This is a genomic window from Cupriavidus sp. FW306-1B-F12B (genome assembly GCF_058781795.1).
Window position 1 is genome coordinate 45586 of sequence record NZ_JBYSXC010000023.1, and the last position, 24862, is coordinate 70447.

Annotated in this window: 23 protein-coding genes; 3 read left to right on the plus strand and 20 right to left on the minus strand. The window is 66.3% G+C overall.

Features of this window, described 5'->3' with window-relative positions:
- Window positions 1-25: 25 nt before the first annotated feature.
- The 5 genes from AC3WLE_RS28660 to rpoD all read right to left on the minus strand — a co-directional run bounded on the left by AC3WLE_RS28660 (window position 26) and on the right by rpoD (window position 8136).
- The gene (locus AC3WLE_RS28660; RefSeq protein ID WP_492359038.1) at window positions 26-805 is read right to left on the minus strand and encodes a protein-L-isoaspartate(D-aspartate) O-methyltransferase; all 780 of its coding nucleotides are present in this window, start codon (window positions 803-805) and stop codon (window positions 26-28) included.
- A gap of 72 nt (window positions 806-877) precedes the next feature.
- On the minus strand, window positions 878-3685 hold the full coding sequence (locus AC3WLE_RS28665; protein ID WP_492357352.1) for an Hsp70 family protein: 2808 nt from the start codon (window positions 3683-3685) through the stop codon (window positions 878-880).
- The gene (locus AC3WLE_RS28670) at window positions 3678-5525 is read right to left on the minus strand and encodes an Hsp70 family protein (protein ID WP_492353187.1); all 1848 of its coding nucleotides are present in this window, start codon (window positions 5523-5525) and stop codon (window positions 3678-3680) included. The genes AC3WLE_RS28665 and AC3WLE_RS28670 overlap by 8 nt, the downstream gene beginning before the upstream one ends.
- Window positions 5525-6109, minus strand: coding sequence for a DUF2760 domain-containing protein (locus AC3WLE_RS28675; protein ID WP_492320228.1), 585 nt, complete (start codon window positions 6107-6109; stop codon window positions 5525-5527). Before AC3WLE_RS28675 ends, AC3WLE_RS28670 begins: the two co-directional genes overlap by 1 nt.
- A gap of 56 nt (window positions 6110-6165) precedes the next feature.
- On the minus strand, window positions 6166-8136 hold the full coding sequence (rpoD, locus tag AC3WLE_RS28680; protein WP_439671651.1) for an RNA polymerase sigma factor RpoD: 1971 nt from the start codon (window positions 8134-8136) through the stop codon (window positions 6166-6168).
- Window positions 8137-8463: 327 nt separating this feature from the next.
- On the opposite strand from rpoD, the gene AC3WLE_RS28685 reads away from it, so the two are divergent.
- Window positions 8464-9309: a class II glutamine amidotransferase gene (locus AC3WLE_RS28685; protein ID WP_492340323.1), complete on the plus strand. Its 846-nt coding sequence runs from the start codon at window positions 8464-8466 to the stop codon at window positions 9307-9309.
- A 53-nt stretch (window positions 9310-9362) separates the two neighbouring features.
- Here the strand turns inward: AC3WLE_RS28685 and AC3WLE_RS28690 are convergent, their stop codons facing one another.
- The 6 genes from AC3WLE_RS28690 to AC3WLE_RS28715 form a co-directional block, all read right to left on the minus strand.
- Window positions 9363-9683, minus strand: coding sequence for a hypothetical protein (locus AC3WLE_RS28690; RefSeq protein WP_492353186.1), 321 nt, complete (start codon window positions 9681-9683; stop codon window positions 9363-9365).
- A gap of 69 nt (window positions 9684-9752) precedes the next feature.
- On the minus strand, window positions 9753-11126 hold the full coding sequence (locus tag AC3WLE_RS28695) for an MFS transporter (RefSeq protein WP_492320231.1): 1374 nt from the start codon (window positions 11124-11126) through the stop codon (window positions 9753-9755).
- 39 nt (window positions 11127-11165) lie between these two features.
- Window positions 11166-12419, minus strand: a complete 1254-nt coding sequence (locus tag AC3WLE_RS28700; protein ID WP_492353184.1) for an NAD(P)/FAD-dependent oxidoreductase — start codon at window positions 12417-12419, stop codon at window positions 11166-11168.
- A gap of 31 nt (window positions 12420-12450) precedes the next feature.
- On the minus strand, window positions 12451-12765 hold the full coding sequence (locus AC3WLE_RS28705) for a non-heme iron oxygenase ferredoxin subunit (RefSeq protein WP_492320233.1): 315 nt from the start codon (window positions 12763-12765) through the stop codon (window positions 12451-12453).
- A 12-nt stretch (window positions 12766-12777) separates the two neighbouring features.
- The gene (locus tag AC3WLE_RS28710; protein WP_492320234.1) at window positions 12778-13248 is read right to left on the minus strand and encodes an aromatic-ring-hydroxylating dioxygenase subunit beta; all 471 of its coding nucleotides are present in this window, start codon (window positions 13246-13248) and stop codon (window positions 12778-12780) included.
- 4 nt (window positions 13249-13252) lie between these two features.
- Window positions 13253-14506 (minus strand): aromatic ring-hydroxylating dioxygenase subunit alpha, encoded by a 1254-nt coding sequence (locus AC3WLE_RS28715; RefSeq protein ID WP_492320235.1) that lies wholly within the window; start codon window positions 14504-14506, stop codon window positions 13253-13255.
- A gap of 114 nt (window positions 14507-14620) precedes the next feature.
- Here AC3WLE_RS28715 and AC3WLE_RS28720 point away from each other — a divergent pair, with 114 nt between their 5' ends.
- Window positions 14621-15523: a LysR family transcriptional regulator gene (locus AC3WLE_RS28720; protein ID WP_492320236.1), complete on the plus strand. Its 903-nt coding sequence runs from the start codon at window positions 14621-14623 to the stop codon at window positions 15521-15523.
- On the opposite strand, the gene AC3WLE_RS28725 is transcribed toward AC3WLE_RS28720, so the two are convergent.
- Together AC3WLE_RS28725 and AC3WLE_RS28730 are read right to left on the minus strand one after the other, a co-directional pair.
- A complete protein-coding gene (locus AC3WLE_RS28725) occupies window positions 15520-16095 on the minus strand; it encodes a hemerythrin domain-containing protein (protein WP_492320237.1) in 576 nt (191 codons plus the stop codon). The two genes, AC3WLE_RS28720 and AC3WLE_RS28725, sit on opposite strands and share 4 nt — an antisense overlap.
- Before the next feature lie 123 nt (window positions 16096-16218).
- Window positions 16219-17412, minus strand: coding sequence for an MFS transporter (locus AC3WLE_RS28730; protein WP_492320238.1), 1194 nt, complete (start codon window positions 17410-17412; stop codon window positions 16219-16221).
- Window positions 17413-17773: 361 nt separating this feature from the next.
- Here AC3WLE_RS28730 and AC3WLE_RS28735 point away from each other — a divergent pair, with 361 nt between their 5' ends.
- Complete coding sequence (locus tag AC3WLE_RS28735; protein WP_492320239.1) at window positions 17774-18154, plus strand: hypothetical protein; 381 nt, start codon at window positions 17774-17776, stop codon at window positions 18152-18154.
- A gap of 50 nt (window positions 18155-18204) precedes the next feature.
- Here AC3WLE_RS28735 and AC3WLE_RS28740 read toward each other — a convergent pair whose 3' ends face one another.
- Genes AC3WLE_RS28740 through cyoA form a run of 7 tightly spaced genes read right to left on the minus strand, consistent with a single transcriptional unit; the run spans window position 18205 to window position 24761 of the window.
- Window positions 18205-18501 (minus strand): hypothetical protein, encoded by a 297-nt coding sequence (locus tag AC3WLE_RS28740; RefSeq protein ID WP_492357353.1) that lies wholly within the window; start codon window positions 18499-18501, stop codon window positions 18205-18207.
- A complete protein-coding gene (locus tag AC3WLE_RS28745; protein WP_492320241.1) occupies window positions 18482-19021 on the minus strand; it encodes a DUF934 domain-containing protein in 540 nt (179 codons plus the stop codon). The genes AC3WLE_RS28740 and AC3WLE_RS28745 overlap by 20 nt, the downstream gene beginning before the upstream one ends.
- Window positions 19014-20753: a nitrite/sulfite reductase gene (locus AC3WLE_RS28750; RefSeq protein WP_492320242.1), complete on the minus strand. Its 1740-nt coding sequence runs from the start codon at window positions 20751-20753 to the stop codon at window positions 19014-19016. Before AC3WLE_RS28750 ends, AC3WLE_RS28745 begins: the two co-directional genes overlap by 8 nt.
- A gap of 27 nt (window positions 20754-20780) precedes the next feature.
- Complete coding sequence (gene cyoD / locus AC3WLE_RS28755) at window positions 20781-21158, minus strand: cytochrome o ubiquinol oxidase subunit IV (protein WP_492357354.1); 378 nt, start codon at window positions 21156-21158, stop codon at window positions 20781-20783.
- Window positions 21155-21787, minus strand: coding sequence for a cytochrome o ubiquinol oxidase subunit III (gene cyoC / locus AC3WLE_RS28760; RefSeq protein WP_492357355.1), 633 nt, complete (start codon window positions 21785-21787; stop codon window positions 21155-21157). Before cyoC ends, cyoD begins: the two co-directional genes overlap by 4 nt.
- A gap of 2 nt (window positions 21788-21789) precedes the next feature.
- The gene (cyoB, locus tag AC3WLE_RS28765; protein WP_492340324.1) at window positions 21790-23766 is read right to left on the minus strand and encodes a cytochrome o ubiquinol oxidase subunit I; all 1977 of its coding nucleotides are present in this window, start codon (window positions 23764-23766) and stop codon (window positions 21790-21792) included.
- 2 nt (window positions 23767-23768) lie between these two features.
- A complete protein-coding gene (cyoA, locus tag AC3WLE_RS28770) occupies window positions 23769-24761 on the minus strand; it encodes a ubiquinol oxidase subunit II (RefSeq protein ID WP_492357356.1) in 993 nt (330 codons plus the stop codon).
- Between the last annotated feature and the right edge of the window lie 101 nt (window positions 24762-24862).

Below are 24862 nucleotides of genomic sequence, written 5' to 3' on the forward strand. Positions count from 1 at the left end.
GCTGGCCGGGCTGATGTGCCGCGCTTCAGTGCTTGCCAACCAGCGGCACGAACCTGACCGGCAGGATCTGCCTGGTGGAAACGGTGCCGTCCGCGGCCTTTTCGACCAGCAGCAGGTACTGCGTCAGGAACTGGGCGCCCACCGGGATCACCATGCGCCCGCCTGGCTTCAGTTGCCGGATCAGCGGCGGCGGCACGTGGCTGGCCGCCGCGGTGACGACGATGGCGTCATAGGGCGCGTGCTCGTCCCAGCCGTAGTAGCCGTCGCCCACCTTGCACGCCACCTGCCGGTAGGCCAGCCGCTTCAGGCGGTCGCATGCCTGCCGTCCCAGCGGCTCGATGATCTCGATGGTATAGACCGCGCGCGCCAGCCCGGTCAGCACCGCGGCCTGGTAGCCGGAGCCGGTGCCGATCTCCAGCACGGTGTCGCCAGGCTTGACCATCATCAGGTCGGTCATCAGGGCGACGATATACGGCTGCGAAATGGTCTGGCCATGGCCAATCGGCAGCGGCCGGTTCTCGTAGGCGTGCGGCTTCTGCGCGTCCGGCACAAACTCGTGGCGAGGCACTTGGCCCATCACGGCCATGACGCGCGGGTCGATGGCATGCCTGCCGCTCTGGGCGGCGGCCCCTGCCGCGACCGCGGCGATCTCGCTGACCATGTCGGCGCGCTGCGGGGCAAGGGCGTCGTCGGCGGCGGTGATCGAGCAGGGCAAGGCCAGCGCGATGGCGGCAACCAGGATTGGGAGGGGTGGGCGGGGCGCTGATGGCTTCACGAGTGGGGCAGGCAAGGAGCCTACCGTCATCGTAGATCATCGGTCTGGCTGGCGCAGATAAGTGGCAAATGAGGCGCCTGCAAGTCGCTTCGCGCTGGTCCGCTACCCCGCAATCAGCTTGAGCCCGGCGGGCAGCGCCTCCCCAAACACCCGCCCCTCGTCCGCGGTATTGAGTTCCACCACTTCGCGCACCATGGCAATCCAGCTTGGCGGCGCGTTGGCGGCTTCCAGCCGGCGCACCACGGTTGCCCGGATCTCGTCGGGCAGGTCCCGGCTGCGATCGCCGGTCATGCGCGCGATCTGCACGGCGGCGAACGCTGCCGGCTCGACCTTTTTCCAGTCGAGGGCCAGGATCGCGTCCAGCCATTGGGCGGCGGTCCCGGCCGGCACCACGCTGTGCGCGCTGCCGTAGAACGGCCGGCGCGCGCCGATGCGGCCCACGGCCCACCAGCCCTGGCTGTTTTCGGATGGCTTGCGCAGCCGGGCCAGCAGCCAATCGGCCAGTTCGATCTTGGCGTCGGCGGGAATGCGCTCGAGCGAGCCGGCAAGGCGCACCATATCGGCATAGCCGCCCCTGGCGGGCCCGGCGGGCTTCTTGTAGCGGGTGCTGCCGGGTGGCTGCAGGTAGAAGGCCATGTCTTCCAGCAGGCGCAGTTGCGCGCTTTCGTCCAGCCCGCCTGCCGCGCGCCGCCACAGCGTCCACCACTCGGACCAGTTCTGGCTTTCGTTGACGTACTGGATGCCCTGGTCGTACTGCGACCAGAGTTGCTCGACGCGCCATTCGTCGAGGGGATAGCCGAATCCCGGGCGCACGCAATAGCCGGCCAGGTTCAGCCACAGGCGTTCATGGTCGGCAGTGCGCCGCCTGCGCCGGGCGCGTTCCCAGAAGGCGCCGAACAGCTCGCGCAGCACGGCGCTGTCCCATTGCTCGCGCGCACCCAGCAACTGTTCCAGCTGCGCACGCAGCCGCTTGACCTCCTTGGGGCCGACGTCCTGCGAGCGCGCGCCAAAGGTGCGGTCGATCGCCTCCAGGGCCTGGGGCAGGGACGGGTGTGCCGTATCGGGCGCCGGTGCCGCCTGGGTGTCATTGCCACGCAACTGGAACTCAAGGCGCCATCGCTGCGAGGCATCCGCAATGTCGATGCAGTGGACCTCGAGCGTGCCGACCTCGGTCAGCGAGGCGGTGATCTGCACCGGCGTTTCCCGCGGGCCGCTGGCGCCGCGCGGCGGCACGACGGTGGCGATCGGCGGCAGGCGGATGAAGTCGCCCGCCGACAGGTCGGTCAGCTGACCGGGCTGATAGGCCGTGTCGGCGACGGAGGACGCCAGGTGGAATTGCACCGGATGGCCGAGCCGCAAGGCGAAGGTGCGGTCGCTGAGGTGGATTTCGTGGCCTTCCTCAGTGCCGCGCGGCAGCAGGCAGATCCCTTGCTGCCCCGACGCGCCATCATCGAGAACCAGAAAGTAGCTGCGCGGCGAGCCGCCGCCGATGCGCGGGGCCTGCCCGGCACGGGCCCGGGCATACGCGACCGCGCCCCGGGCCACGGCAACGTCGGGATTGTCGTTGTGCAGGACCTGCAGCGGCGCGCCGCGCCACGTGCCCAGCGTGTCGGCGATGCGGCCGGCCAGCGCCTGCGCGCTGAATACGCCGCCGTTGAGGAGCAGGGTATCGGGCATCGGCAAGGCATCGGCCGGCGCCTGTGGTGCGTCCAGTGCCGCCCGCGACTGCGCCGCGTGCTGGCTCAGGAACGCCGCAACGTGCCGGGTCACGGCGGGGTCGGACGCATATGGCAGGCCGAACTCGACAATCGCGCCCCGTGCGCGCCCCGGCCTTTCACTGGCCGGCACCTTGGGGAAGAAGCCGTCGACGATCAGCTGTTCGACCTCCTGCCGCCTCACTTCCACCGAGCGTGCGCCGCCGACCAGCCTGGCGCCCGCGCCCAACAGCGTCACCGTGACCGAGTCCGGCGCCTGCGCGCCGAGCAGCTGCTCCTTGGCGGCACGGCAGCGCGCGACCAGTTGCGACAGGCCGGCCGCCGACAGCCGCGGCTGCGCGGGCCCGCCGGCCCCGAGGCGCGCCTCGACCAGGTGCGCCAGGCCAAGATCCATGTTGTCGCCGCCGAGCATCAGGTGGTTGCCCACGCCGATGCGGGTCAGCTGCGGCTGCCCGTCCTGCATCTCCACCCGGATCAGGGTGAGGTCGGTGGTGCCGCCGCCCACGTCGCAGATCAGCACCAGGCGGGTTTGCGCCAGGTCGGTGTCCAGGCTCTGGCGATGATGGAACAGCCAGTCGTAGAGCGCGGCTTGCGGCTCCTCGAGCAGGCGCAGGGCGGGCAGACCGGCCAGGCGCGCCGCCTCAAGCGTCAGCGCGCGCGCGCCTTCGTCGAACGAGGCGGGCACGGTGAGGACCACGTCCTGGTCCTCGAGCCGCGCATCGGGAAAACGGTGGTTCCACGCCGCGCACACATAGCCCAGGTAGCTGGCGCTGGCGACCACCGGCGAGATCTTGTCGAGATCGTCGTCGCCGCCCCATGGCAGGATGGCCGCGGTGCGGTCGACCGAAGCATGCGACAGCCAGCTCTTTGCGCTGGCTACGAGCCTGCCGGGCACCTGCGCGCCGAGCGTGGCCGCCAGGCGCCCGAACACGGTCCGGCGCGCGGCGGCGCTGGCGGCGGATTGCCAGGGCAATTGCAGGTCGTCGCCGCTGAGCTCGCCCGGTGCCGCGTGGTAGCGCACCGAGGGCAGCAGGGGACGGGCCGCGACCTCGCCCGGGCTGACCAGCTGGTCGATATCGAAGACGCGGATCTCGTCGGACCCGGCCTTCGCGTAGGCGACGACGGTGTTGCTGGTGCCGAGGTCGATGCCGACGACGTATTGCTTCGTCGCCGGCCCGGCCGCTTGCTCAGGCATCGGCGCTGCCGCGCACGTCGAACTCGACCTTCCAGCGCTCAGCGCTGCCGCCGGGCACGGCTTCGAGTTCCAGGGTGCCGGCCTCGGTCACCCGCGCATGCAGCCTGACCGGTACCACTTCGCCCGCGGTGCGGCCTTCGGCCGGCAGGGTCGCCTGGATTTCTTCCAGCTCCTGCAGTTCCTCCGGCCCCCAGTAGTCCAGCAGGGTGCCGACCTGGTCCTGGCGGCGCACCGACGAGCCAAAGAAGCGGAAGTGCACGGGTTCGCCCACCACCAGGCCGAATTCCTGCGGCGGCAGTGCGGCCTCGGTGCCTTCCTCCATGCCGAACGGTGCCACGCACAGGGCCTGGATCGGCGGTTCGAAGCCAGGCACGGCGGGCATCGACGATTCCACGGCGATATAGTAGGCGCGCGCGGTGCCGCCACGAATCCGCACCCCCTTGCCGCGCCGCACGTAGCCGTAGTAAGCGGCGCCGCGTGCCACGGCCAGGTCCAGCTCGGCGCCGTCAAGCAGGCGGGCAGGGGCCGCGCCTTCCGCGGCGAGCCAGCCGTTCAGCGTCTGCAGGATGCGGTCCGCCAGCAGGCCGGACTTGAACACGCCGCCGTTGAACAGGACGGCGGTCGGGTGGAGCAAGGTCGCGCCTTCCGGCTGTGCGCCCTGCAAGCCTTCGATTTCGGCCAGCGCCGCCACCTGCCGGCCCAGGAACGCGGCCAGGTGCCGCGTGATGGCAGCATCCTGCGCATAGGGCAGGCCAAGCTGCGTCAGGCCGGCGCGTGCCCGGCTCACCGGGCGGGCCGAGGCCTCGACTTGCGGGAAGAAGCCTTCCAGGATGGTCTGGGTCAGCTCGGCGCGGGTCAGGTCCGTGCGGATCGAGCCGCCGATCAGCTTGGAGCCGCGGCTGGGCACGACCAGCGGCACGGTATCGGTATCCGGGTCGGTCAGCAGCGTTTCCTTGGCCGCGCGGCAGGCATAGGTCAGCGCGCGCAGTTGCCACGGATCCGCCTGGGTGCCCTGGGCCGCCAGCTTGCGCGCCACCACGTGGGCCAGCGCCAGGTCCATGTTGTCGCCGCCGAGCAGGATATGGTCGCCGACCGCGATACGGTGCAGCTCAAGGTTGCCGTCGCGCTCGATCACGGCGATCAGCGAAAGGTCGGTGGTGCCGCCACCCACATCGACGACGAGGATGATGTCCCCGACCTTGACCTGCTTGCGCCATTGGCCGGCGCTTTTCTGGATCCAGCTATAGAGCGCGGCCTGGGGTTCCTCGAGCAGGGTCATGCGGGCATAGCCGGCCGCGGCGGCCGCCTCGGCCGTCAGTTCCCGTGCGGCTGGGTCGAACGATGCGGGAATCGTCACGGTGACGTCCTGCTCGCCAAACGGCGCTTCGGGGTGGGCCTGGTCCCAGGCTTCACGCAGATGCGCGAGATAGCGCACGGAAGCCTCCAGCGGCGACACGCGCGTCACCTCGGGCGGTGCGTCGTTGGGCAGGACCGGCGCGCGGCGGTCGATGCCGGGATGGCACAGCCAGCTCTTCGCGCTCGACACCAGGCGGATCGGCGTGGCCGCGCCGCGGCTGCGCGCCAGTTCGCCCACGGCGAAGTCGCGCGCGGCGTTCCACGGCAGCGCCAGGTCGCCCGGGGCGAGTTCGCTGGCGTGCGGCAGGTACAGGAAGGAGGGCAGCAGGTCCAGGTCTTCGACGGCCCCCGGCGCGGTCAGCTGCGTGATGGGCAGGACGCGCTGGCTGGTCTTCTCGCCATCGCTGGCGGCCAGGTCGACGTAGGAGACCGCGCTATGGGTGGTGCCCAGGTCGATGCCGATGGCATAGCGTGCTTCGCTCATCAAAGCTCCACCTCGGCGGGGGCAATCACGGTGGCGTCATGGCGTTCGGCCACGCGCGGCAGGCGGACTTCCTCGACCTTCCAGCCGCGGTGGCTGATGCTGCCATGGAACGGCGCGCTGCCTACCACGTTGCCGGTCAGGCGGATGGCGGTGGCATCGAAGCCGTCGGCCAGCGTGACGCGGCTGCCCTCGGCTTCCTCGCGCACCGGCCGGATGGTGAAGTGCTCGCGCAGCACGCCGCGGCAGCCATCGTGCACCAGGCGCGCGGCGGCACCAATCTCCGTGTCGGAATAGCGCGCGATATCTTCCTCGACGAAGTCGATGAAGCGTGCATCGCGCTGGAGCAGTCCGAGCAACTGCAGCGCCGCCACCGGGCTGGCTTCCTTCAGCACGGGTGCGGCAGCCTCCGCCACCGGGGCGGGAGCAGGTGCCGATACAGGCGCGGGCGCCGGCGCCGCGGCGAATCCCTCGCCGTCACGCAGGCGCCTGACGCCGGCCGCGAGTTCGCGGTTGCCAAGGATGGCGAAGAAGGTGCCCATGGCAAGCGAGACCCTGCCGAAGAAAGATAGGTTCGAGTCAGTCATCCGAAAGCTCCTGTCTGCTCTGTGTCAGTCGGCCAAGCGGCTGTTGCCGGCGAGTATCAGGCGTCGCGCAGATAGGTGATCAGCTGGTCTGCCCGGCTGGGATGCCTCAGCTTCTTCATCGCCTTGCTTTCAATCTGGCGGATCCGCTCGCGCGTGACATCGAACTGCTTGCCGACTTCCTCCAGCGTGTAGTCGGTGGACATATCGATGCCAAAGCGCATCCGCAGCACCTTGGCTTCACGCGGCGTGAGCTCGTCGAGCATCTCGCGCACGACGGCACGCAGGCCCGCCTGCAATGCGGCGTCGGCGGGCGTGGCCGTGTCCGAGTCGGCAATCATGTCGCCCAGGCTGGTATCGCCATCCTCGCCGACCGGGGTTTCCATCGAGACCGGCTCTTTCGCGATCTTCATGATCGAGCGAACCTTGTCTTCGGTCATGTCCAGGCGCTCGGCCAGCACCGCCGGATCGGGTTCCTTGCCGGTCTGCTGCATGATCTCGCGCGACAGGCGATTGAGCTTGTTGATCTGCTCGATCATGTGCACCGGGACGCGGATGGTGCGGGCCTGGTCGGCAATCGCCCGCGTCACGGCCTGGCGTACCCACCACGTCGCGTAGGTGGAGAATTTCCAGCCGCGGCGGTATTCGAACTTGTCGACCGCCTTCATCAGGCCGATGTTGCCTTCCTGGATCAGATCCAGGAACAGCATCCCGCGGTTGGTGTACTTCTTGGCAATCGAGATCACCAGCCGCAGGTTGGCCTGCGTCATCTCGTGCTTGGCCTGCCGCATCTGCCGCTCGGCTGCCAGCATCTTGCGGTTGACGCCCTTCAGGTCGGGCAGCGACAGCGCCGCCCGGGCCTGGATGTCGATCAGCTTCTGCTGGTGCGCCTCGAGGTCCGGCAGGGCCCGCGCGACCGCCGCGCTGTACGGACGGGACTGGGCGACCAGCTCCTGCCCCCAGGCCAGGTTGGTTTCATTGCCGGGGAAGCGGGCGATGACCTCCTCGCGCTCCATCCCGCAGCGCTCGACCAGCAGCTGGACCACCTGGCGCTCGACCGTGCGCACCTCGTCGACCATGGCCTGGACGTTGGCGCACAGGCGCTCGATGGTTTTCGCGGTAAAGCGGATCGTGCGCAGTTCTTCGCGCACCGCATCCCTTGCGGCCAGGAAGGCTGCCGAGCCCGCGCCATTTGCGGCGCTTTCCTGGCACATCAGCTCGAATTGCGCGGTGACGCGCGCGAACCGCTTCAGGCATTCCTCACGCAGCTGGGCCAGGGCCTTTTCATTGCTTTGCTGGGTCGAGCCTTCGTCGTCGGAGTCTTCGGAGTCGTCATCGGCCTCGTCGGCACTATCGACGCTGTCGTCGGTCTCGTCAGCTGCCGCCGCCACGGCTGCTTCGGCAATACTCTCGTCGCTCAGGCCATCGACCAGGTCGTCGATGCTGATTTCATTGCTGGCGACCTTGCCCGACAGCTCGAGAATCGCGGCGATGGTGAACGGGCAGGCCGAGATGGCATGCACCATATTGTTCAGGCCTTCCTCGATGCGCTTGGCGATCTCGACTTCCTGCTTGCGCGTGAGCAGCGTTGCCGAGCTCATTTCGCGCATGTACATGCGCACCGGGTCGGTGGTCCGGCCGAACTCGGAGTCCACGGTCGCAAGCGCTACCTCGGCCTCTTCATCGGCCTGGTCGTCCGAGGCCACCACCGGGCCATCGCTGAGGAGCAGCGTCTCGGCATCCGGCGTCTGCTCATAGATCTTCACGCCCATCTCGGCGAACGTGCTGACGATGCTTTCCATCGCCGCCGTGTCAGTGAAGTTCTCCGGCAGGTGGTCGCTGATATCCGCGTGGGTCAGGTAGCCGCGCTGCCTGCCCAGCTGGATCAGCGCACGCAATTGCTGGCTACGCGCGGCGGCTTCCGTCGATGGATCAGGCTGCGCCGTCGACCCTGCGCTGGTCTGGCCAGGGTCCTTGATTGCGCCTGCTTCTCGTGTTTTAGCTGCCGTTCGTTGTACGCCGCTTGTCATTTACTACTGTTTCCTTCGTGAATCGCGTTTCGACAGCAGCGCGCACGCTGTGCGTGCGCTATCGGGCCTGCTGTCAAGGCTCGTGAGGTACCGGTGCGGCGCGGGCCGATATCGGACGCCGTGACCATTGGAATCGGGGAGGACGCGTATTCTACAGCCATTGCTGCTTCGCAGCGTCAACTCGCCGTATCCCAGTGGAGCCGGCGCACAGTTGAGGGTAGCCGGTGCGCCACAGCCTGCGCGTGCTTTGCGTTCGCGCGTTGTCGTCCTACAACTGGAAGTGTGGGCCGGAAGCCACCGGGCCGCACCGGTCAAGGAGGAAGCATCATGTGCCGCTGGCTGGCTTACTCGGGCAAATCCGTTCCGTTGGAAACGGTGCTGTTCCAGCCGGAACACTCGCTGATCGACCAGAGCCTGAATTCGCGGCTGGGTCATACCACGACCAATGGCGACGGGTTCGGCGTCGGGTGGTATGGACGTCACTCGGAGGTGCCGTTCCGCTACCGCTGCCTGCACCCGGCATGGAGCGACACCAACTTGCGCGAGACGGCGCGGGCGGTGAGAGCGCCACTTTTCGTTGCCCACGTGCGCGCAGCCACCGGCACCCCGACGCAGGAGACCAACTGCCATCCGTTCCGCTTCGGCCGCTGGCTGTTCGTCCACAACGGCCTGATCCGCGAATTCCCGCTGTTGCGGCGCGACCTGATGATGGCCGTGGCGCCGCACCTGTTCCGCTGGATCGAGGGATCGACCGATTCCGAGGTGATGTTCTTCCTGGCCCTGAGTTTCGGCCTGGAGCGCGACCCGGGCGGCGCGCTGGAGCAGATGGCCGGGCTGATCGAGGACGTGGGCCACCGCTACGACGTGCAGTTTCCGCTCAACATGACCGTCTGCGTGACCGACGGCCAGCAGATCGTGGCGGTGCGCTATTCGAGCGAGACGGACTCGCGCTCGCTGTTCCACAGCACCTCGTTCCGGCAATTGCGCGCGCTTTACCCGGACGATCCGCGCATCATCGCCGCCGGCGACAATGCCTTCCTGGTGCTGTCCGAGCCGCTGATCGAGGTGCAGGGGGTGTGGGAGGAAATTCCAGAGGCGACCACCCTGGTGGCCCGCGGTGGCGAGATCGCGCGCAGCTGCTTCGTGCCGCGGCTGCCTTCCCAGCCGGCCTGAGGGCGTAAAGGAGCAAGGGAGCGTGGCAGGATCCAGCTCCGCGGAACAAGTCCTTACTCGTGACCCTTCACGGCCTTCTTGGTCGCGCGATAGCCCTGTTTGGTGGTATCGGCAATCGCATGGCCGGCCGCCTTTGCGCCGCGGCCAATGGCATGCGCGCCGTCGCGCACCGCATGCCCGGCCTGCTTGCCAGCCGACTTGACGCCGTTCTTGAGCCCGCGCGCGTCCTCGGCCACGCCCGCATGCGCCATCGGGGTGGCCAGGGTCACCAATACGAATGCAATGACCGAGGCTCTTGCCTTCATCGCGACAACCTCTTCGATTCTGACTGAACCGGGGTCGGGGCCTGGAAGTGATCCCGACGTGGTTCCCATGACTACATTCTAGCCGTGCCCGCGCCTGTCCCCGGAGCGCTGCCCGCCGGGCCGCGCCGGCCTGGGCAATCAGTTCCGGTCCGCGATGGACAGCCCGACCGGCGACGCCGGCAGCCCGCTCATTTCGTCGTAGCGGGCCGATGCCGAGCGCCTGTGATCGATCAGCAGGACCGCGCCCATGCCAATCACGGCCGGAATGGCGATCGCGATGAAGTTCTGCTGCAGCGGGAGTTCCATGGCGACGAGCACCCCGATGACGATTGGCGCGAGGATGGCCCCGCTGCGGCCGATGCCCAGTGCCCAGCCAAGGCCGGTGGAACGGATGGCGGTCGGGTAGAACTGCCCGGTGTAGGCATTGGCGACGATCTGCGTGCCGATCGTCGACGCACCGGCCAGGCCCACCACCACGAACAGCAGTTCAGTCGGCATCCTGAATCCGAGCAGCGTGATCGAGACCGCGGCCAGCGCGTACATGGCGGCGAGCACGTACTTGATGTGGTATCGGTCGGCAAGCCAGCCGCCGCCCACGGCGCCGATCATCGCGCCGAGGTTGAGGACCAGCACGAACGTCAGCGCGGAACCCAGGCTGTAGCCGGCGCCCGCCATCAGCCTGGTCAGCCATGAACTGAGCGCGTACACCATGAACAGGCACATGAAGAACGCGATCCAGAACATGATGGTGCTGAAGCCACGGCCCTCGTGGAACAGGTGCCGGATCGGCGCGCTGGCGGCCTTGTCCTGCGCCGGCACGGCGAAGCGGTCGGTGGCCGACCACCGTTGCTCCGGCGCTAGCCTGGAGACGATGCGCCGCAACGCTTCGTGGTCGCCCCTGGCCAGCAGGAACGGCATCGACTCGGGCAGCGACCTGAGAATGACAGGAATGAGGAGCACGGGCAGGCCGGCCGCCAGGAAGACCGACTGCCAGCCGTAGGCCTCGATCAGGCTCTTGCCGAGCAGCGCCGCCAGGACCCCGCCCACGGCATAGCCGCTGAACATCACGGTGACCAGGGTCGCCCGGATTTTCTTCGGCGCGTACTCGGTCATTTGCGCGACCACATTCGGCATCACGCCGCCGATGCCGAGCCCCGCCAGGAAGCGGGCCATGCTGAACAGCAGCGGGTCCTTGACCAGCCCGGCCGCGGCGGTGAAGACGCTGAACAGGGCGACGCAGATCGCGATCGTCCAGCGGCGGCCGATCCTGTCGGCCATGGTGCCGAGGAAGATCGCGCCGAACACCATGCCGAACAGCGCGGAGCTGACCATGAGCCCCGCCTGGGTCGGGGCGACGCCGAGGTCCTTCATGATCGAAGGCAGCGCGATGCCCACGACCGCGAGGTCATAGCCGTCGAAGATGACGATGAGTGCGCACCAGAACAGCACGAGCGCATGGAAGCGGTTGAAGCGGGCCGTGTCGGCCAGCTTGTGGATGTCGATTTGCTGCATGGGGGCTTGTCTCCGGTCGGTCTGTTCTTATGGTTGGGCTTACTGCCTGGACATCGGCACGTTCGGGTCAGCCAGGCGGCTGGCATCGACCGGCTTGCACTGCTCGATGTGGCGGCGCGCGAAGCGCAGGTCGCGCGCGGCGTTGGACCCTAGCGCGGCCTTGACCACATCGCCGTCGAGGTAGAACAGCACGAAGCTGTCCGTGCCGGGCGTGCCGCGTGCCACCACGCGGTGCGAGGGAAGGGGGATGCCATGGATCTGCAGGTTCATGCCGTACTGGTCTGACCAGAACCAAGGCAGCGGCTGATAGTCGACCGCGAGACCGAGCGCCGCGCGCGCGGCGGCAATGCCCTGTTCCTGGGCGTTCTGCCAGGATTCCAGCCGCAGGCGCCGGCCGGCCCACGGGTTGGTCGTGACCGCGACGTCGCCCGCGGCGAAGATGTCGGGGTCGGACGTGCGGCAACTTGCGTCGACGACCACGCCGCCGTCGCACTCCAACCCGGCTTCCCGCGCGAGCTCGTCGTTCGGCACGAGACCGACACCCGCGACGATGGCGTGGCAAGCCAGCGTGCCGCCATCGGCCAGCGTCACGACGGACCGGCCGCCGGTACCGGGGGTGATGCCGGTGATGTTGGCGCCGAGCCTGACGCGGGTGCCATGCGAGGCATGCAGCCCGAGCAGGTGTTCCGAGACTTCCGGCGGCACGGTGCGCTCGCACAGCCGGCTCTGGGCTTCGAGCACGGTCACCTCGGCACCTTTGCGGCGCGCCGTGGCGGCGACTTCGAGGCCGATCCAGCCACCGCCGATCACCACGATGCTGCGCCCGGGCCGCAACTCCGGCGCCAGGGCCAGGGCGTCGCCGATCGTGCGCAATGTATGCACGGGTGCCGTGCCAGCGCCCGGGAGGTTGAGCGCGCGGGCCCTGCCGCCGGTGCACAGGATCAGCTTGTCGTAAGACAGCATCTCTCCGTTGGCTATCTCCAGTTGCTTCGCGGCCCGGTCTATGCGGGTGACCCGCGTGTCCAGCCACCACTCCAGCCCGAGCGCCGCGAACGCTTCGGGCTTGAGCAGCCACGTGCTGGCGGGCGCGGCCTCGCCGGCCAGAACGGCCTTGGACAAGGGCGGCCGCTCATGCGGTGGATGGGCCTCGTCGCCGATCAGCACGAGCCGTCCGGTGAAGCCCTCGTTGCGCAGCGTCTGGGCGGCCCAGCCGCCAGCCTGCCCGGCGCCGATGATGACGATGGTGGCGGTTGGCGATAGGGCAGTCGCGGTGTCTGAGCGCTTGGAATCCATGCCTGTCTCCTCTGGTTGGTGACGCGGCCTCTCAGCCGAGGTCGAGGTACACCTTGTCGCCGTCGATCCGGACCGGGTAGGTACGAATGTTCTCGGTCAGCGGGGCGCATTTCGCCGCGCCGTTGCGGATATCGAACCTGCCCTGGTGGAGCGGGCACTCGATCTCATGTCCCTCCAGGAAGCCTTCGCACAGGCGCGCATGGCCATGGGTGCAGATGTTGTCGGTCGCGTAGACGTCGCCGTCCACGCCGTACAAGGCGATCTCCTGGCCTTGCACGGCCACGGCGATGACATCGTCCTGCGGGACGTCGGACAGCAGCGCTGCCTCGATCCAGATTTCGGTCATGAATCACTCCTGCTAGATGGGGTAGATCAGCGAGTTGGGGATCATCTCGCTATCGAATACGCAGATGCGCGAGGCGAAGCGCAAGCCCGCCGGCGTCCGGACGATGGTGTCGAGGTAGCGGCCAACGTTGTAGACATCGGTCATCTGGTCCGGCTTGGTGCGCAGCACCGCGTAGTTGGTCTCGGCCACGATCCTGTTGCCGTCGGCCTCCCTGATCAGCGGCGCGCCGACGATGTGGCGCTGGTAGTAGGGATCGTGGAACAGGGTCTCGCGAATGCCGTAGATGCGGTCCTTGAGCATGCCCTTGCTTTCGAGCGAGAGCGTTGCCAGCGGCAGGCCACGCTCGTGGTTCTCGCGGGGCTGGACCCGGTAGAGGCAGTCTTCGGTGAAGAATTCCGGCCAGCGGTCCCAGTCGCCGTTGTCCACGGCGCTGGTGTAGTCGGCGAACAGGCAGAGCAGGGCGTAGTAGTCAGAGAAGTTCAAGGCGTCAGACCTCCATCACGTTGCGCCAGTAGGCGTACATGCCGCGGATCAGGGTCTCGGTCACCATGTGGTCCGTGTTCTCGGCGGTCTTGCCGCCCAGTTCGGCGATCACGCGATGCCAGGGCTTCTGGGAGAAGCCTTCCTGCGAGCATTCGATGGCTTCGCCATCGTCGGCCGACACGAAGCCGGCGGGGCCGAAGAGATTGGCCTGGCGCAGGCGGCGCCGTGTCATCTCCTCGGTGTCGTCCTCGAAGCCGAAGTGCGTCCAGACGAAATCGAAGGAATCCGGGCCATGGGGCTGGATATGGCGCGTGGAGACCGAGTTGACCTGCTGCTGGAAGATCACGCTCGGGAACACCGTCAGCATCACGGCGGTAGGCTCTCCCCACCACGGTTCGTGGACGATGTCGAGGATCCGGTCGTCGTGCAGCGCCATCTGGTCCTTGAAGCTGGATACACCGGAGGTCACGTCGCTCTTGCCGCCCTGGCCGCGGGTCGACACCATCGCGGCATGCCGGAAGTGCGGGTCCATCACCAGGCGTGCCTTGTTGTCGGCGCGCCAGAGGCCGAACGTGACAAACCAGGTATGCAGCAGGCCGGGGTGGTAGGGGTCCTTGATGTTCTCCTGCATGAGCTTCCAGTTGCCCGGAATGCGCTGCTTGTTGTAGCCGAGGACCTTCAGCTTGCGGCCATTGAAGAGCCGGTCGAAGTAGCCCAGGATATCCGGCCCGAGGTATTCCTCGAGTGATGGAACCTCATGGTCGAACGAGGCAAACACGACACCACCGCGTGTCGCGACCTTCAGTTGCGTGAGCCCGTGCTCCTGCGGCGTGAAGTCGGCGGGCATGCCGCCGTTGACCTTGCCGTCCTGCTTGACCCCGCGGCGCAGCGGCACGCCTTGCAGGTTGCCCTTCAGGTCATAGTTCCACTGGTGGTAGGGGCAGTGGAAGTCCTTCCGGTTGCCGCTGCGTTCCCGGCAGAACTTCATGCCGCGATGGGCGCACACGTTTTCGACGACGTTGATCTCGCCGTCCTGGTCGCGCACCAGGATCACGGAACGCTCGCCAAGCGTGGTGCGCTTGAAGTCACCGGGATTCGGGATCTCCGCCTCGAGCCCGACGTAGTTCCAATGACCGCGGTAGAAGCAGCGTTCGAGTTCACGCTGATATAGCTGCGCATCCGTATACACGCGGAACGGGATGCGGCTGATGCTGTCGTCGGCCCACACCGGGCCGGCTTGCAGGGAATCGGTTGCCATGCTTGTCTCCGGCTATGTCTCTTGGTATGGGAAGGATCATGGTGCACGGAGGAAAATTAACCAATAGAATCCTGGCTATAGCGAATATTCATAAAATCAATAAGAGGCGGCGCGATGGAGCTCAAGGACGTCGATCTGAACCTGCTGGTCGTGTTCGATAACCTGCTGCGGCAGGGCACCGTTTCCGGTGCTGCGAAGACCCTGAATCTCAGCCAGCCAGCGGTCAGCAATGCGCTGGCCCGCCTGCGCACCTTGTTCGGTGACCCGTTGTTTGTGCGAAGCAGCAAGGGCATGCTGCCGACTCCGCTTGCGGAGGAACTGGCGGAACCGGTTGCCTATGCGCTGGAGTCGCTGCAGGCGGCGCTCAGCCACAAGGTGTCGTTCGATCCGCTGCGCAGCGTGCGCGCATTCCGCATCGCCATGACGGATATTGGCGAGGTGCACTTCATCCCGCCGTTGATGGGCGCGCTTGGCGACCGCGCCCCGGGTGTCACGGTAACGACAGTGCGTAATACGGCAGTGGACCTTGCGGCAGAGATGAGCCAGGGAAAGATCGACCTGGCGGTTGGCCATCTTCCTGAACTCGGCACTACGTTCTTTCATCGGCGGCTATTTCGCCAGCAATACGTTTGCCTGTTCCGGCCCGGTCATGCCATGGACAAGAAGACGGTCAGCATGCGCGACTTCGAGGCGGCGGAGCACATCGTGGTCACGGCGGCGGGGACGGGGCATGCCCGGGTCGACGAGATCCTCGCCCAGCACGGCGTGCAGCGGAAGATCCGGCTGCGTGTCCCCCATTTCGTCGCACTGGCGGACATCATTGCCACCACCGACCTGGTCGCCACGGTGACCTGGACGTTTGCGGAGCGATGCGCCAGGTACTTCGGGCTCAGGTACGTCAAGCATCCGTTCGCGTTGCCGGAAATCCAGATCAACCTGTTCTGGCATGCCCGGTATCACCGCGATCCGGCGAATCAGTGGCTGCGCGAGCAGTTCATCGGCTTGTTTTCGGATTAGGCGCAGCACTGCTGCTGCGTAGATACGCTCGCCTCAGCCGCGATCTGCTTGCGTAGTGTCGCGAAGCGCGCCTGCACTTCTTGCCCGAACAGAGGATCAGAGCTTTCGGGAGCCGCGTCGGCAATGGCTGCCCAGTCCTCTTGTGTCAGCAACTGGGCAGCGCGCGGCATTGCCTGTCTCTCCTCGGTAGAGAGATGGTTACGGTAGTACACAAGGTACATGGCTGCGGCTGCCTCCAGCGCCGCTCGCGAACTTATAGCGTCTCCCTCCGCTTCGTGGAGACGGCTTACGAGCTCTTCGCCTACCGTGGCAATCACTCGATGCTCTTGCTGCAGCCGGTTAACCACAACCTGCATGCCGGGGTCTCGCTCAACGAGGCGTGCATAGGCAACGTCCTCGCGAGGATGATGGATGCCATCGCCAAAATTCCGCATGTAATAAACGATAGTACCCATCAGTTCATAGTTCGGTCGCCCTCCCTGGTGGAATACGCATACCTGCTCTTCCAGTAGGTCGAGCAGACGAGAGAAATTGAGGTGCTCGGCATGCCATACGGCAAGTTGGTTGGACATGGCGCGCTCCTTGGGAATGGGCAAGTACAGGGCTTGTTCGAAGGCCGATTGATTTCAGTCAGCCTTAAGTAGGACAGTAGTCTCCAATTTCCGAGTAGGTCTGATATAGATCAAGAGATCAGTTCACGGATGCTGGTGCAGCACCTGTCTGCGCGTCATCAGGCAGCTCAGGTTCCCTGACAGGAAAGCCGCCAGCAGCAAGGCACCGGCACTCCAGGCCACGGCCGGCAGCCATGGCAGCAGGTTTGCCAGCATGGCGGTCTTGCTGGCGCCCGATGACACCAGGGCAATGCGCATGAACGCGGCAACCGCCAAAGCGGCAAATACCAGCCCGGTGTACTTCCCTTCGCGGCCGACGTGACCGGCGTCGAGCGCCGCACTGGCCGTTGCGGCGAACATGATTCCCCACAGGCCGCCGGCAAGGCACTGCACGGCGAGGATGGCCCGGAGCGAGCCCGCGACGGTGAAGCCGAACAACGACAGCGCGCCAAGGGCCGCGGCGGTCAACAGCAGCGTATAGGGCGGATATCGCCGCAGCAACGACGTCGCGGGCAGCAGCGCGCCCAGCGCGAAGCCAATCCAGAACACCGGCGTCACGCGCCCCAGCTCGGCAGCCGTGACAAAGCGCAGGTACGCCGGCGCGGAGTTGACGGTGGTGTGGATCTGGAAGCCGAGCGCAAGCACCCAGACCGCGGCAAACAGCAGCCAGACGCGCTTGAGCGAAACGCCGGCGGCCGGCGCGGGCGCGGCATCGGCATCGTGGCGCGCCGGGCCGGATTCCATCCATCGCAGCGCGGCCACGGCTACCACCAGCCCCGCACTGGCTGCCAGGAACGGCAGCATGGGCGACGCATCGCGCAGCCGGACGGTCAGCAGCGGCGCCACGGCTCCGGCAAGGCCGACGCCGAGCAGCGAGCATCCCACCAGGAACGACGACGCGGTCGCAGGCAGCCGCCGGGCAATGATCACCATGGGCGGCGCGCGCAACGCCGAAGAGGTGGCCGCCCAGAGCGCGGTCAGGCCCAGCAGCAGCGCCGGTGAAGTTACCCGGGGCAGCAGCGCGAAGGCCAGCGCGGAGATGACCGACAGCCCCAGCATCCAGCCTCCCAGCCTGCGCATTGCGTTGGCGACACGGTCAGCCGCGACGCCCACCGTGAAATCCATGGCGACAAAGATCAACTGGTCCATCAGCAGGATCAAGGCGACGTGCGCGCGCGCGATGCCGGCCTGTGCGGCCAGCTGCGGCAGGAAGGCCACATAGAGGGTCCACGTCACCGCCAACAGGAACTGCACAGAGCAGAAGACCAACGCGCGCATGCCGCCCACCCGCCTGGATTGACCAACAGCTTATTCCAGTGCCCGACGGCCGGATTGCCGCGCGGAGCCTCCAATAGAGGATAGGGCAGCGTCTTGCCATGGGAGTGGCGGGTTGTGCAGGTGCGATTGGGTCTCGCGAGTCGCCTTCGGTCCAACAGTCCACGGGATGTGCCGGGCCGGTACCAACACCGGACTATTAGCGCCGCACCGGCGCCCGCGCTCAACTGCCGCTCGCGCAGCCAATGCCGGGGCGTAATGTCATAAACGGGCGGTAAGCTGCACTTTTGGCATCGCCTGGCCAGGAACTTGCTTGGTCAATGCGTATGGGTCGCAAGGCGACAGCCATCCGCTGGGAGGATCTATGCAGCACGCACGCATCACTGCGCACAGGGGGATTCTGGTCGTCGAGCTGTTACCTGACCAGGCGAACGGCGAGGCCACCTCCACCAACAAGCTTCGCAACCTGGCCACGGTCATTCATGACACAGGGCGGCACCTGGGGGTTTCAGAGGAAGCCCTGGCGCTGCTGAAGCTGGTGAAGCGCGGCCTGGACGCCATCGGCGACTTCGCGTGGTTCAGCAGTGACGATGGGAAAGACCATTTCGCGTGGCTGGGAGGCCCCAAGCGGCTGGTGAATCCCACGGCAGTAGCGGCTGCACGAAGCTACGCGATCCTCGCGCACCGGGTCATTCCGAACGAAGTGCCAGAGGGTGCCAGGATGGCCATCGAAGCCAACTTCTGAGCGCGCGGCATCGCTCCAGGCCGGGCCTCGCTTTCGAATGATCCGCGCAGCTAGAACGAGGAGAGTGTCGAGCGATACCTTTCCCAGAGCTCTTGCAGCATGGACTCCGAAGGCGGTGTGATGTCAAAACCGTCGACGTTTCCGAAGACACCGAGAATGCGCGCCCTGAACGAAGCCATATCCGTCGTCGCCTTCGGTGACAGCTGCGCGATATCGATGATCGTATGCAGCTGCTCGCCCGTGAGTTCGGCGACAGCGGACCACAAGCTATCAGGCCTTGCGCAGGGCTGGACGGGCATGTTTCGTATCGGCGCCTGGCGGCGCTTGCTATCGGCTTGCGGGTCCATAGCTGCGCTGGTACGACGACGAGAACGTGGCCAGCGCGCGCAATGCCGCTGCCGGGTCGTGCCCGGGCTTGAGCGCAAAGCTGTTGAAGCCGCAACGCGCCAGGTAGTGCACGGTGTCGATCATCACGTCACCCACGGCGCGCAGCTCTCCGGTCCAGCCTAGCTGGTGCCGGAGCAGCTGTGCGATCGAATAGCCACGGCCATCCGTGTAGACCGGGAAATCGATGGCAATCATCGCGATGCCTGTCGGATCAACGGCCGTGGCACCTGGTTCCAGCAGGGCCTGAGGCTCCGCATCCGGGGACAGGTAGACCGCGAGCGGATACTGTCGAAGCCGATACCGTTGGCGGTGGGCGGTCCAGTTTGCCAGTGTCACCAGGTAGCCGGGCGCGTCGGGGGGGCATGTGTTGTCGGCGCCGTGCGCATCCCCGATGTGGGCGAGCCAGTTGTCCGCGATCAGTCGTCCGTCACGGATGACGTTATGCCGGTCCTGCCCCGGGGAATGGTCATGGTCAGGCATTCACCACCTCCTGGCGAGCGCGCCGCGCGCCGCTGTCAGAGTCCGGATACACGGCGCGCTGGAAGGGTTCGATGCCGATACGGCCAACCACGTCGACAAAGCGTTCGGCTTCGCTGTCCCGATGCAGCAAATAGGTCGCGATCAGCCGCTCCACCACATCCGGAACCTGCTCCTGGGCAAAGGACGGCCCGATGATGCGGCCGATGGCTGCGCCGCCGGCCGCCACGCCATCCGGGCGGCCCAGGCCGTCGGCGCCGTTCTGCCGGCCGCCGATGGTGATCTGGTACCAGGCCTCGCCGGCCTTGTCGACGCCGAGGATGCCGATGTGGCCGATATGATGATGGCCGCAGGAGTTGATGCAGCCGGAGATGTTCAGGTCCAGCTCGCCGATGTCGTGCACGTGGTCGAGGTCGTCGAAGCGCTCCTGGATGGCCTGCGCAAGCGGGATCGAGACTGCATTGGCCAGCGAGCAGAAGTCGCCCCCGGGGCAGGCGATGATGTTGGTGATCAGGCCCACGTTCGGCGTGGCCAGCCCGGCGGCGTCCAGCGCCTGCCACAAGGCGTGCAGCCCGCTGCGGCGGACATCGGCGAGGATCAGGTTCTGCTCATGCGATACGCGCAGCTCGCCGAAGCCGTGGCGCTCGGCCAGGTCGGCCATGATTTCCATCTGCTCGGCAGTGATGTCGCCGGGCGCCTGGCCCGCGGCTTTCAGCGATGCCGTGACGGCGGCGTAGCCAGGCACCCGGTGCCGGTGCACATTGCTTTTCAGCCAGAGGCGGAAGGCGCGGTCGGTCTTCGCCAGTTCGGCTGACTGGTCCGGCTCGTCGGCGGCAGCGGCTTCATACGGCGGGATCGTGAAGCGCTCGGCGATGGACGCAACAAAGCCTTCAGACACGGTGTCCGGGCCCCCGCGGATGCCTTGCCACTGCTCGTCCACCTGCGCCCGGAACACCTCCGGCGTCAGGTCCTTCACCAGGATCTTGATGCGCGCCTTGTACTTGTTGTCGCGGCGGCCGTGCAGGTTGTAGACGCGCAGCGTGGCCTGCAGGTAGGTCAGCAGGTCCTGCCAGGGGACGAAGGGGTTGATCAGCTTGCCCACCATCGGCGTGCGGCCCATGCCGCCGCCGACCCAGACCTTGAAGCCGGCCTGGCCGTCCTGTTCAACCGCCTGCAGCCCGATGTCATGGACACCGACCGCGGCCCGGTCCGTCTGCGCGCCGCTGATGGCAATCTTGAACTTGCGCGGCAGGAAGGCGAACTCGGGATGCAGCATCGACCATTGCCTGACAATCTCGCACCACACCAGCGGGTTCACCAGTTCGTCGGGCGCGATGCCGGCAAAGTGGTCGGTGGTGGTATTGCGGATGCAGTTGCCGCTGGTCTGGATCGCGTGCATCTGCACCGTGGCCAGCTCCGCGAGAATGGCAGGGGCATCCTCGAGCCGCGGCCAGTTGAACTGCAGGTTCTGGCGCGTGCTGAAATGCCCGTAGCCGCGATCCCAGCGGCGCGCGATCTCCGCGAGCTTGCGCAACTGCCGCGATGCCAGCATGCCGTACGGGATTGCCACGCGCAGCATGGGCGCATGGCGCTGGATATAGAGGCCGTTCTGCAGCCGCAGCACGCGGAACTCATCCTCGGTCAGTTCGCCGCTCAGGAAGCGGCGGGTCTGGTCGGCGAACTGCACGACGCGTTCGTCGACGAGCTGCTGGTCAATGGCGTCATAGACATACATGGTGGAAACTCTCCTTGCGCGCAAGCCCTAATCTTTTGCCCGTGCCCGTTCGATGGACATGTCGGTCGGCATCATGTTGATTTCGGCGTTGTGCATCACCCACAGCGAGCCGGCCACGACGATGACGATCAGGAAGCCGGTACAGGCAAAGATGGCGGTGTTGCCGCGCCGGCCGGGACCGGTGCCCAGGTGCAGGAAGTACACCAGCTGCACCAGCAATTGCGCGACGCAAAGGCCGACGACCAGCGCGATCGCGCTTTGCGTCTGCAGGGATCCGGTCATCACGGCCGCGAACGACGCCATCGTCAGCGCGACCGACAGCAGCAGTCCGATGGTGTAGCTGCGCACGCTGCCGTGCACGGCCGTCTGGTCCGCATGCACCGAATGAAGATGGGACGATTTCATGCGAACTCCCGCAGGTAGACAAAGGTGAAAACACAGATCCAGATCAGGTCCAGGAAATGCCAGAACAGGCTCAGGCAGGCCAGGCGGCGGCGCACGATATCGTCCAGCCCGAAATGCCTGATCTGGTGGATCATCACCGCCAGCCACAGCAGGCCCGACGTGACATGCAGCCCGTGCGTGCCCACCAGCGTGAAGAAGGCCGACAGGTAGGCGCTGACGCCGGGGCCCGCGCCCTGGTGCAGCAGGTGCGCGAACTCGTAGACCTCCATGGCGATGAAGAGGGCGCCGAGCGCGAAGGTCACCGCGAGCCAGCGGATCATCCGCGGCGCGTCGTCGGCGCCCTGCCTGAGCATGGCCAGGCCGAAGGTATAGCTGCTCAGCAGCAGCACCATGGTCTCGGCGAACACGAACGGCAGCTCGAACAGTTGCCGCCCGCCGGGGCCGCCGGCGGTGTTTCCGGACAGCACGCCGAAGGTGGCGAACAGCACCGCGAAGATCAGGCAGTCGCTCATCAGGTAGAGCCAGAACCCCAGCGGCGTGTGCGCCCCGGCTTCGTGATGGTGGTGCGCCGCGTCGTGGGCGGCCTCGTGCCCGGGATGGTGCAGGGTAGGGGAGAGAGTCGGAGTCATGGTCAGGCAGCTTCCTGCAGTTGTGCAAAGCGCGCGCGCTCGATCCGCTCGACTTCGGCCGCCGGCACGTAATAGTCGACGTCGCGGTCATAGCTGCGCACGATGAAGGTCGCGATGGCGCCGACCAGGCCGACGGCGGCGACCAGCCACATGTGCCAGACCAGCGCGAAGCAGCACAGCAGACCGAACGCCGACACGATGAAGCCTGCCGAGGTGTTGCGGGGCATATGGATGTCCTCGTAGCGCGCGGGCTGGCGCCACGCGCGGCCGGCTTCCTTGTCGTCCCAGTGCTGTTCCAGCGAGGTGATATGCGGCACGTGGGCGAAGTTGTAGAACGGCGCGGGCGAGGCCGTCGACCACTCCAGGCTGCGGCCATCCCACGGATCGCCAGTCAGGTCGCGGTTCTGCTCGCGGTCGCGGATACTGACCGCGAACTGCACCAACATCGCCAGGATGCCGGCGCCGATGACGAAGGCACCGACCAGCGCCACCACCAGGTAGGGATGCCAGTCGACGTTGGCATAGTGGTTCATCCGGCGGGTCATGCCCTTGAAGCCGAGCACGTAGAGCGGCATGAAGGCCAGGAAGAAGCCGGCCAGCCAGCACCAGAACGACACCTTGCCCCAGAACTCATTGAGCCTGAAGCCGAACACCTTCGGGAACCAGAAAGTGATTGCGGCCAGGCAGCCGAAGAGCACGCCGCCGATGATCACGTTATGGAAATGCGCAACCAGGAACAGGCTGTTGTGCAGCACGAAGTCCGCCCCGGGGATGGCGAGCAGCACGCCGGTCATGCCGCCGACCGCGAACGTCACCATAAAGCCGATGGTCCACATGGTCGAGGTATGGAAGCGGATCCGGCCCCGGTACATGGTGAACAGCCAGTTGAACAGCTTCACGCCGGTCGGGATCGAGATGATCGAGGTCATGATGCCGAAGAAGGCATTGACGTTCGCGCCCGAGCCCATGGTGAAGAAGTGGTGCAGCCAGACGAAGAACGACAGCACGCCGATCGAGGAGGTGGCGTACACCATCGACTTGTAGCCGAACAGGGGCTTGCGCGAGAACGTGGCGATGATCTCGGAGAAGGCGCCGAACGCCGGCAGGATCAGCACGTAGACCTCCGGGTGGCCCCAGATCCAGATCAGGTTCACGTACATCATGGCGTTGCCGCCGAGCTCGTTGGTGAAGAAATGCATGCCGAGGTAGCGGTCGGCGGTGAGCAGGGCCAGCGTGGCGGTCAGGACCGGGAAGATCGCCACGATCAGGATATTGGTGATCAGCGCGGTCCAGGTGAAGACCGGCATCTTCATCAGGTTCAGGCCCGGCGCGCGCATGCGCAGGATCGTGACGATGAAGTTGATGCCCGTCAGCGTGGTGCCAAGCCCGGATATCTGCAGTGACCAGATGTAGTAGTCAACCCCTGGCGTGGGGCTGTAGCCGAGCTCGGACAGCGGCGGGTAGGCGACCCAGCCGGTGGCCGCGAAGTCGCCGACGAACATCGACATCATCACCAGCACCGCGCCCATTGCCGACATCCAGAAGCTCAGCGAATTGACGAACGGGAAGGCGACGTCGCGCGCGCCGATCTGCAGCGGCACGATCACGTTCATCAGCCCGAGCACCAGCGGCGTCGCGACAAAGAAGATCATGATCACGCCGTGGGCCGTGAAGATCTGGTCGTAGTGGTGCGGCGGCAGGTAGCCCGCGGCATCGCCATAGGCAATCGCCTGCTGGGCGCGCATCATGATGGCATCGGCAAAGCCGCGCAGCAGCATCACCAGCGCCAGGATGATGTACATCACGCCGACCTTCTTGTGGTCGACCGAGCAGATCCATTCGTTCCACAGGTATTTCCATTTGCCGTAGTACGTGATGGCGCCCATCAGTGCGATGCCCAGCACGATCACGACGGCCAGCGTCCCCATGATGATCGGCTCATGGAGAGGGATGGCGTCCAGATTGAGTTTTCCAAGCATTCTTATTGCTCCATGCGGCCAGCGGGCGCCGGCGGGACGCGCTGGAAGGCCTGCAGAGATTCCGGGGTGTCCGCGCGGCAGATCTGGCCGTTTGCCAGCATGTATTTGTCGACGACCTGGTCGAACAGCTTCGGCGCGACGGCGGCGTACAGCGTCACGGGGTCCTTGCTGCTGGGCAGTTCAAGCGTGCGGTAGGTCTTCAGGTCCAGCGCCTGGGACGAAGCGCGGGCAGCCCGGATCCAGGCATCGAACTCCTCGCGCGAGGTGGCCAGCGTCTTGAAGTGCATGTCCGAGAAGCCGGGGCCGCTGTAGGCGGCGGACTGGCCGAGATAGACGCCCGGCGTGTCGGCGATCAGGTGCAGGCGTGTCTGCATCCCCGCCATGGTGTAGACCATGCTGCCCAGTTGCGGGATGAAGAACGAGTTCATCATCGATTCCGCGGTCAGCCGGAAATTGATCGGCGTGCCGACCGGGATCGCAAGCTGGTTCAGCGAGGCGACGCCGTATTCCGGGTAAATGAACAGCCATTTCCAGTTCAGCGCGATCACATCGACCTGGACCGGCTTGACCTGCGATTCCAGCGGCCGATAGGGATCGAGCTTGTGCGTCGAATCCCAGATCAGCACGGCCAGGCAGGCCACGATGACGCAGGGGATGCCCCAGACCACGACCTCGATCCTGGTGGAGTGCGCCCATTTGGGGGCATAGGTGGCGCTCGTATTGGTTTCGCGGTAGCGCCACGCGAACCACAGGGTCAGGACGATCACGGGGATGACGACCATCAGCATGACGAACAGGGAGATCAGGATCAGTGACTTTTCCTGTTCCCCGATGCTGCCCTTGGGATTGAGAAGTTCGAGGTTGCAGCCGCTCAGCAGCGCGCTCAGGCAGGCGCTCAGCAACAGTGTGGGAAGACGGCGCTGCGGGCCGGGGGATGGGCGGGGGAGCGGGCCTTGTCGATTCTTGTCTGCCGGCCCGGCAATAGGTTTGAGCATTTCGGACACCTTGGTTACGGATCACCGAAGGCTCCCGGCCACGCGCTCCGATTCAAGTGCTGGCTCAGCCCCGCGCGGGCGTGGTTTGTATGGATTCCCTC

What these genes read in the sequence shown, in the direction of transcription:
- AC3WLE_RS28685 (WP_492340323.1), top strand. Translation starts at nt 8,464, where the DNA reads ATGTGCCGCTGGCTGGCTTACTCGGGCAAATCCGTTCCGTTGGAAACG.
- AC3WLE_RS28730 (WP_492320238.1), bottom strand. Translation starts at nt 17,412, where the DNA reads ATGCGCGCGTTGGTCTTCTGCTCTGTGCAGTTCCTGTTGGCGGTGACG.
- AC3WLE_RS28745 (WP_492320241.1), bottom strand. Translation starts at nt 19,021, where the DNA reads ATGCCTGACCATGACCATTCCCCGGGGCAGGACCGGCATAACGTCATC.
- cyoA (WP_492357356.1), bottom strand. Translation starts at nt 24,761, where the DNA reads ATGCTCAAACCTATTGCCGGGCCGGCAGACAAGAATCGACAAGGCCCG.
- AC3WLE_RS28750 (WP_492320242.1), bottom strand. Translation starts at nt 20,753, where the DNA reads ATGTATGTCTATGACGCCATTGACCAGCAGCTCGTCGACGAACGCGTC.
- AC3WLE_RS28665 (WP_492357352.1), bottom strand. Translation starts at nt 3,685, where the DNA reads ATGCCTGAGCAAGCGGCCGGGCCGGCGACGAAGCAATACGTCGTCGGC.
- AC3WLE_RS28740 (WP_492357353.1), bottom strand. Translation starts at nt 18,501, where the DNA reads ATGGACCCGCAAGCCGATAGCAAGCGCCGCCAGGCGCCGATACGAAAC.
- AC3WLE_RS28675 (WP_492320228.1), bottom strand. Translation starts at nt 6,109, where the DNA reads ATGACTGACTCGAACCTATCTTTCTTCGGCAGGGTCTCGCTTGCCATG.
- cyoD (WP_492357354.1), bottom strand. Translation starts at nt 21,158, where the DNA reads ATGAAATCGTCCCATCTTCATTCGGTGCATGCGGACCAGACGGCCGTG.
- AC3WLE_RS28670 (WP_492353187.1), bottom strand. Translation starts at nt 5,525, where the DNA reads ATGAGCGAAGCACGCTATGCCATCGGCATCGACCTGGGCACCACCCAT.
- AC3WLE_RS28660 (WP_492359038.1), bottom strand. Translation starts at nt 805, where the DNA reads ATGACGGTAGGCTCCTTGCCTGCCCCACTCGTGAAGCCATCAGCGCCC.
- rpoD (WP_439671651.1), bottom strand. Translation starts at nt 8,136, where the DNA reads ATGACAAGCGGCGTACAACGAACGGCAGCTAAAACACGAGAAGCAGGC.
- AC3WLE_RS28725 (WP_492320237.1), bottom strand. Translation starts at nt 16,095, where the DNA reads ATGTCCAACCAACTTGCCGTATGGCATGCCGAGCACCTCAATTTCTCT.
- cyoC (WP_492357355.1), bottom strand. Translation starts at nt 21,787, where the DNA reads ATGACTCCGACTCTCTCCCCTACCCTGCACCATCCCGGGCACGAGGCC.
- AC3WLE_RS28715 (WP_492320235.1), bottom strand. Translation starts at nt 14,506, where the DNA reads ATGGCAACCGATTCCCTGCAAGCCGGCCCGGTGTGGGCCGACGACAGC.
- cyoB (WP_492340324.1), bottom strand. Translation starts at nt 23,766, where the DNA reads ATGCTTGGAAAACTCAATCTGGACGCCATCCCTCTCCATGAGCCGATC.
- AC3WLE_RS28690 (WP_492353186.1), bottom strand. Translation starts at nt 9,683, where the DNA reads ATGGGAACCACGTCGGGATCACTTCCAGGCCCCGACCCCGGTTCAGTC.
- AC3WLE_RS28720 (WP_492320236.1), top strand. Translation starts at nt 14,621, where the DNA reads ATGGAGCTCAAGGACGTCGATCTGAACCTGCTGGTCGTGTTCGATAAC.
- AC3WLE_RS28705 (WP_492320233.1), bottom strand. Translation starts at nt 12,765, where the DNA reads ATGACCGAAATCTGGATCGAGGCAGCGCTGCTGTCCGACGTCCCGCAG.
- AC3WLE_RS28695 (WP_492320231.1), bottom strand. Translation starts at nt 11,126, where the DNA reads ATGCAGCAAATCGACATCCACAAGCTGGCCGACACGGCCCGCTTCAAC.
- AC3WLE_RS28700 (WP_492353184.1), bottom strand. Translation starts at nt 12,419, where the DNA reads ATGGATTCCAAGCGCTCAGACACCGCGACTGCCCTATCGCCAACCGCC.
- AC3WLE_RS28735 (WP_492320239.1), top strand. Translation starts at nt 17,774, where the DNA reads ATGCAGCACGCACGCATCACTGCGCACAGGGGGATTCTGGTCGTCGAG.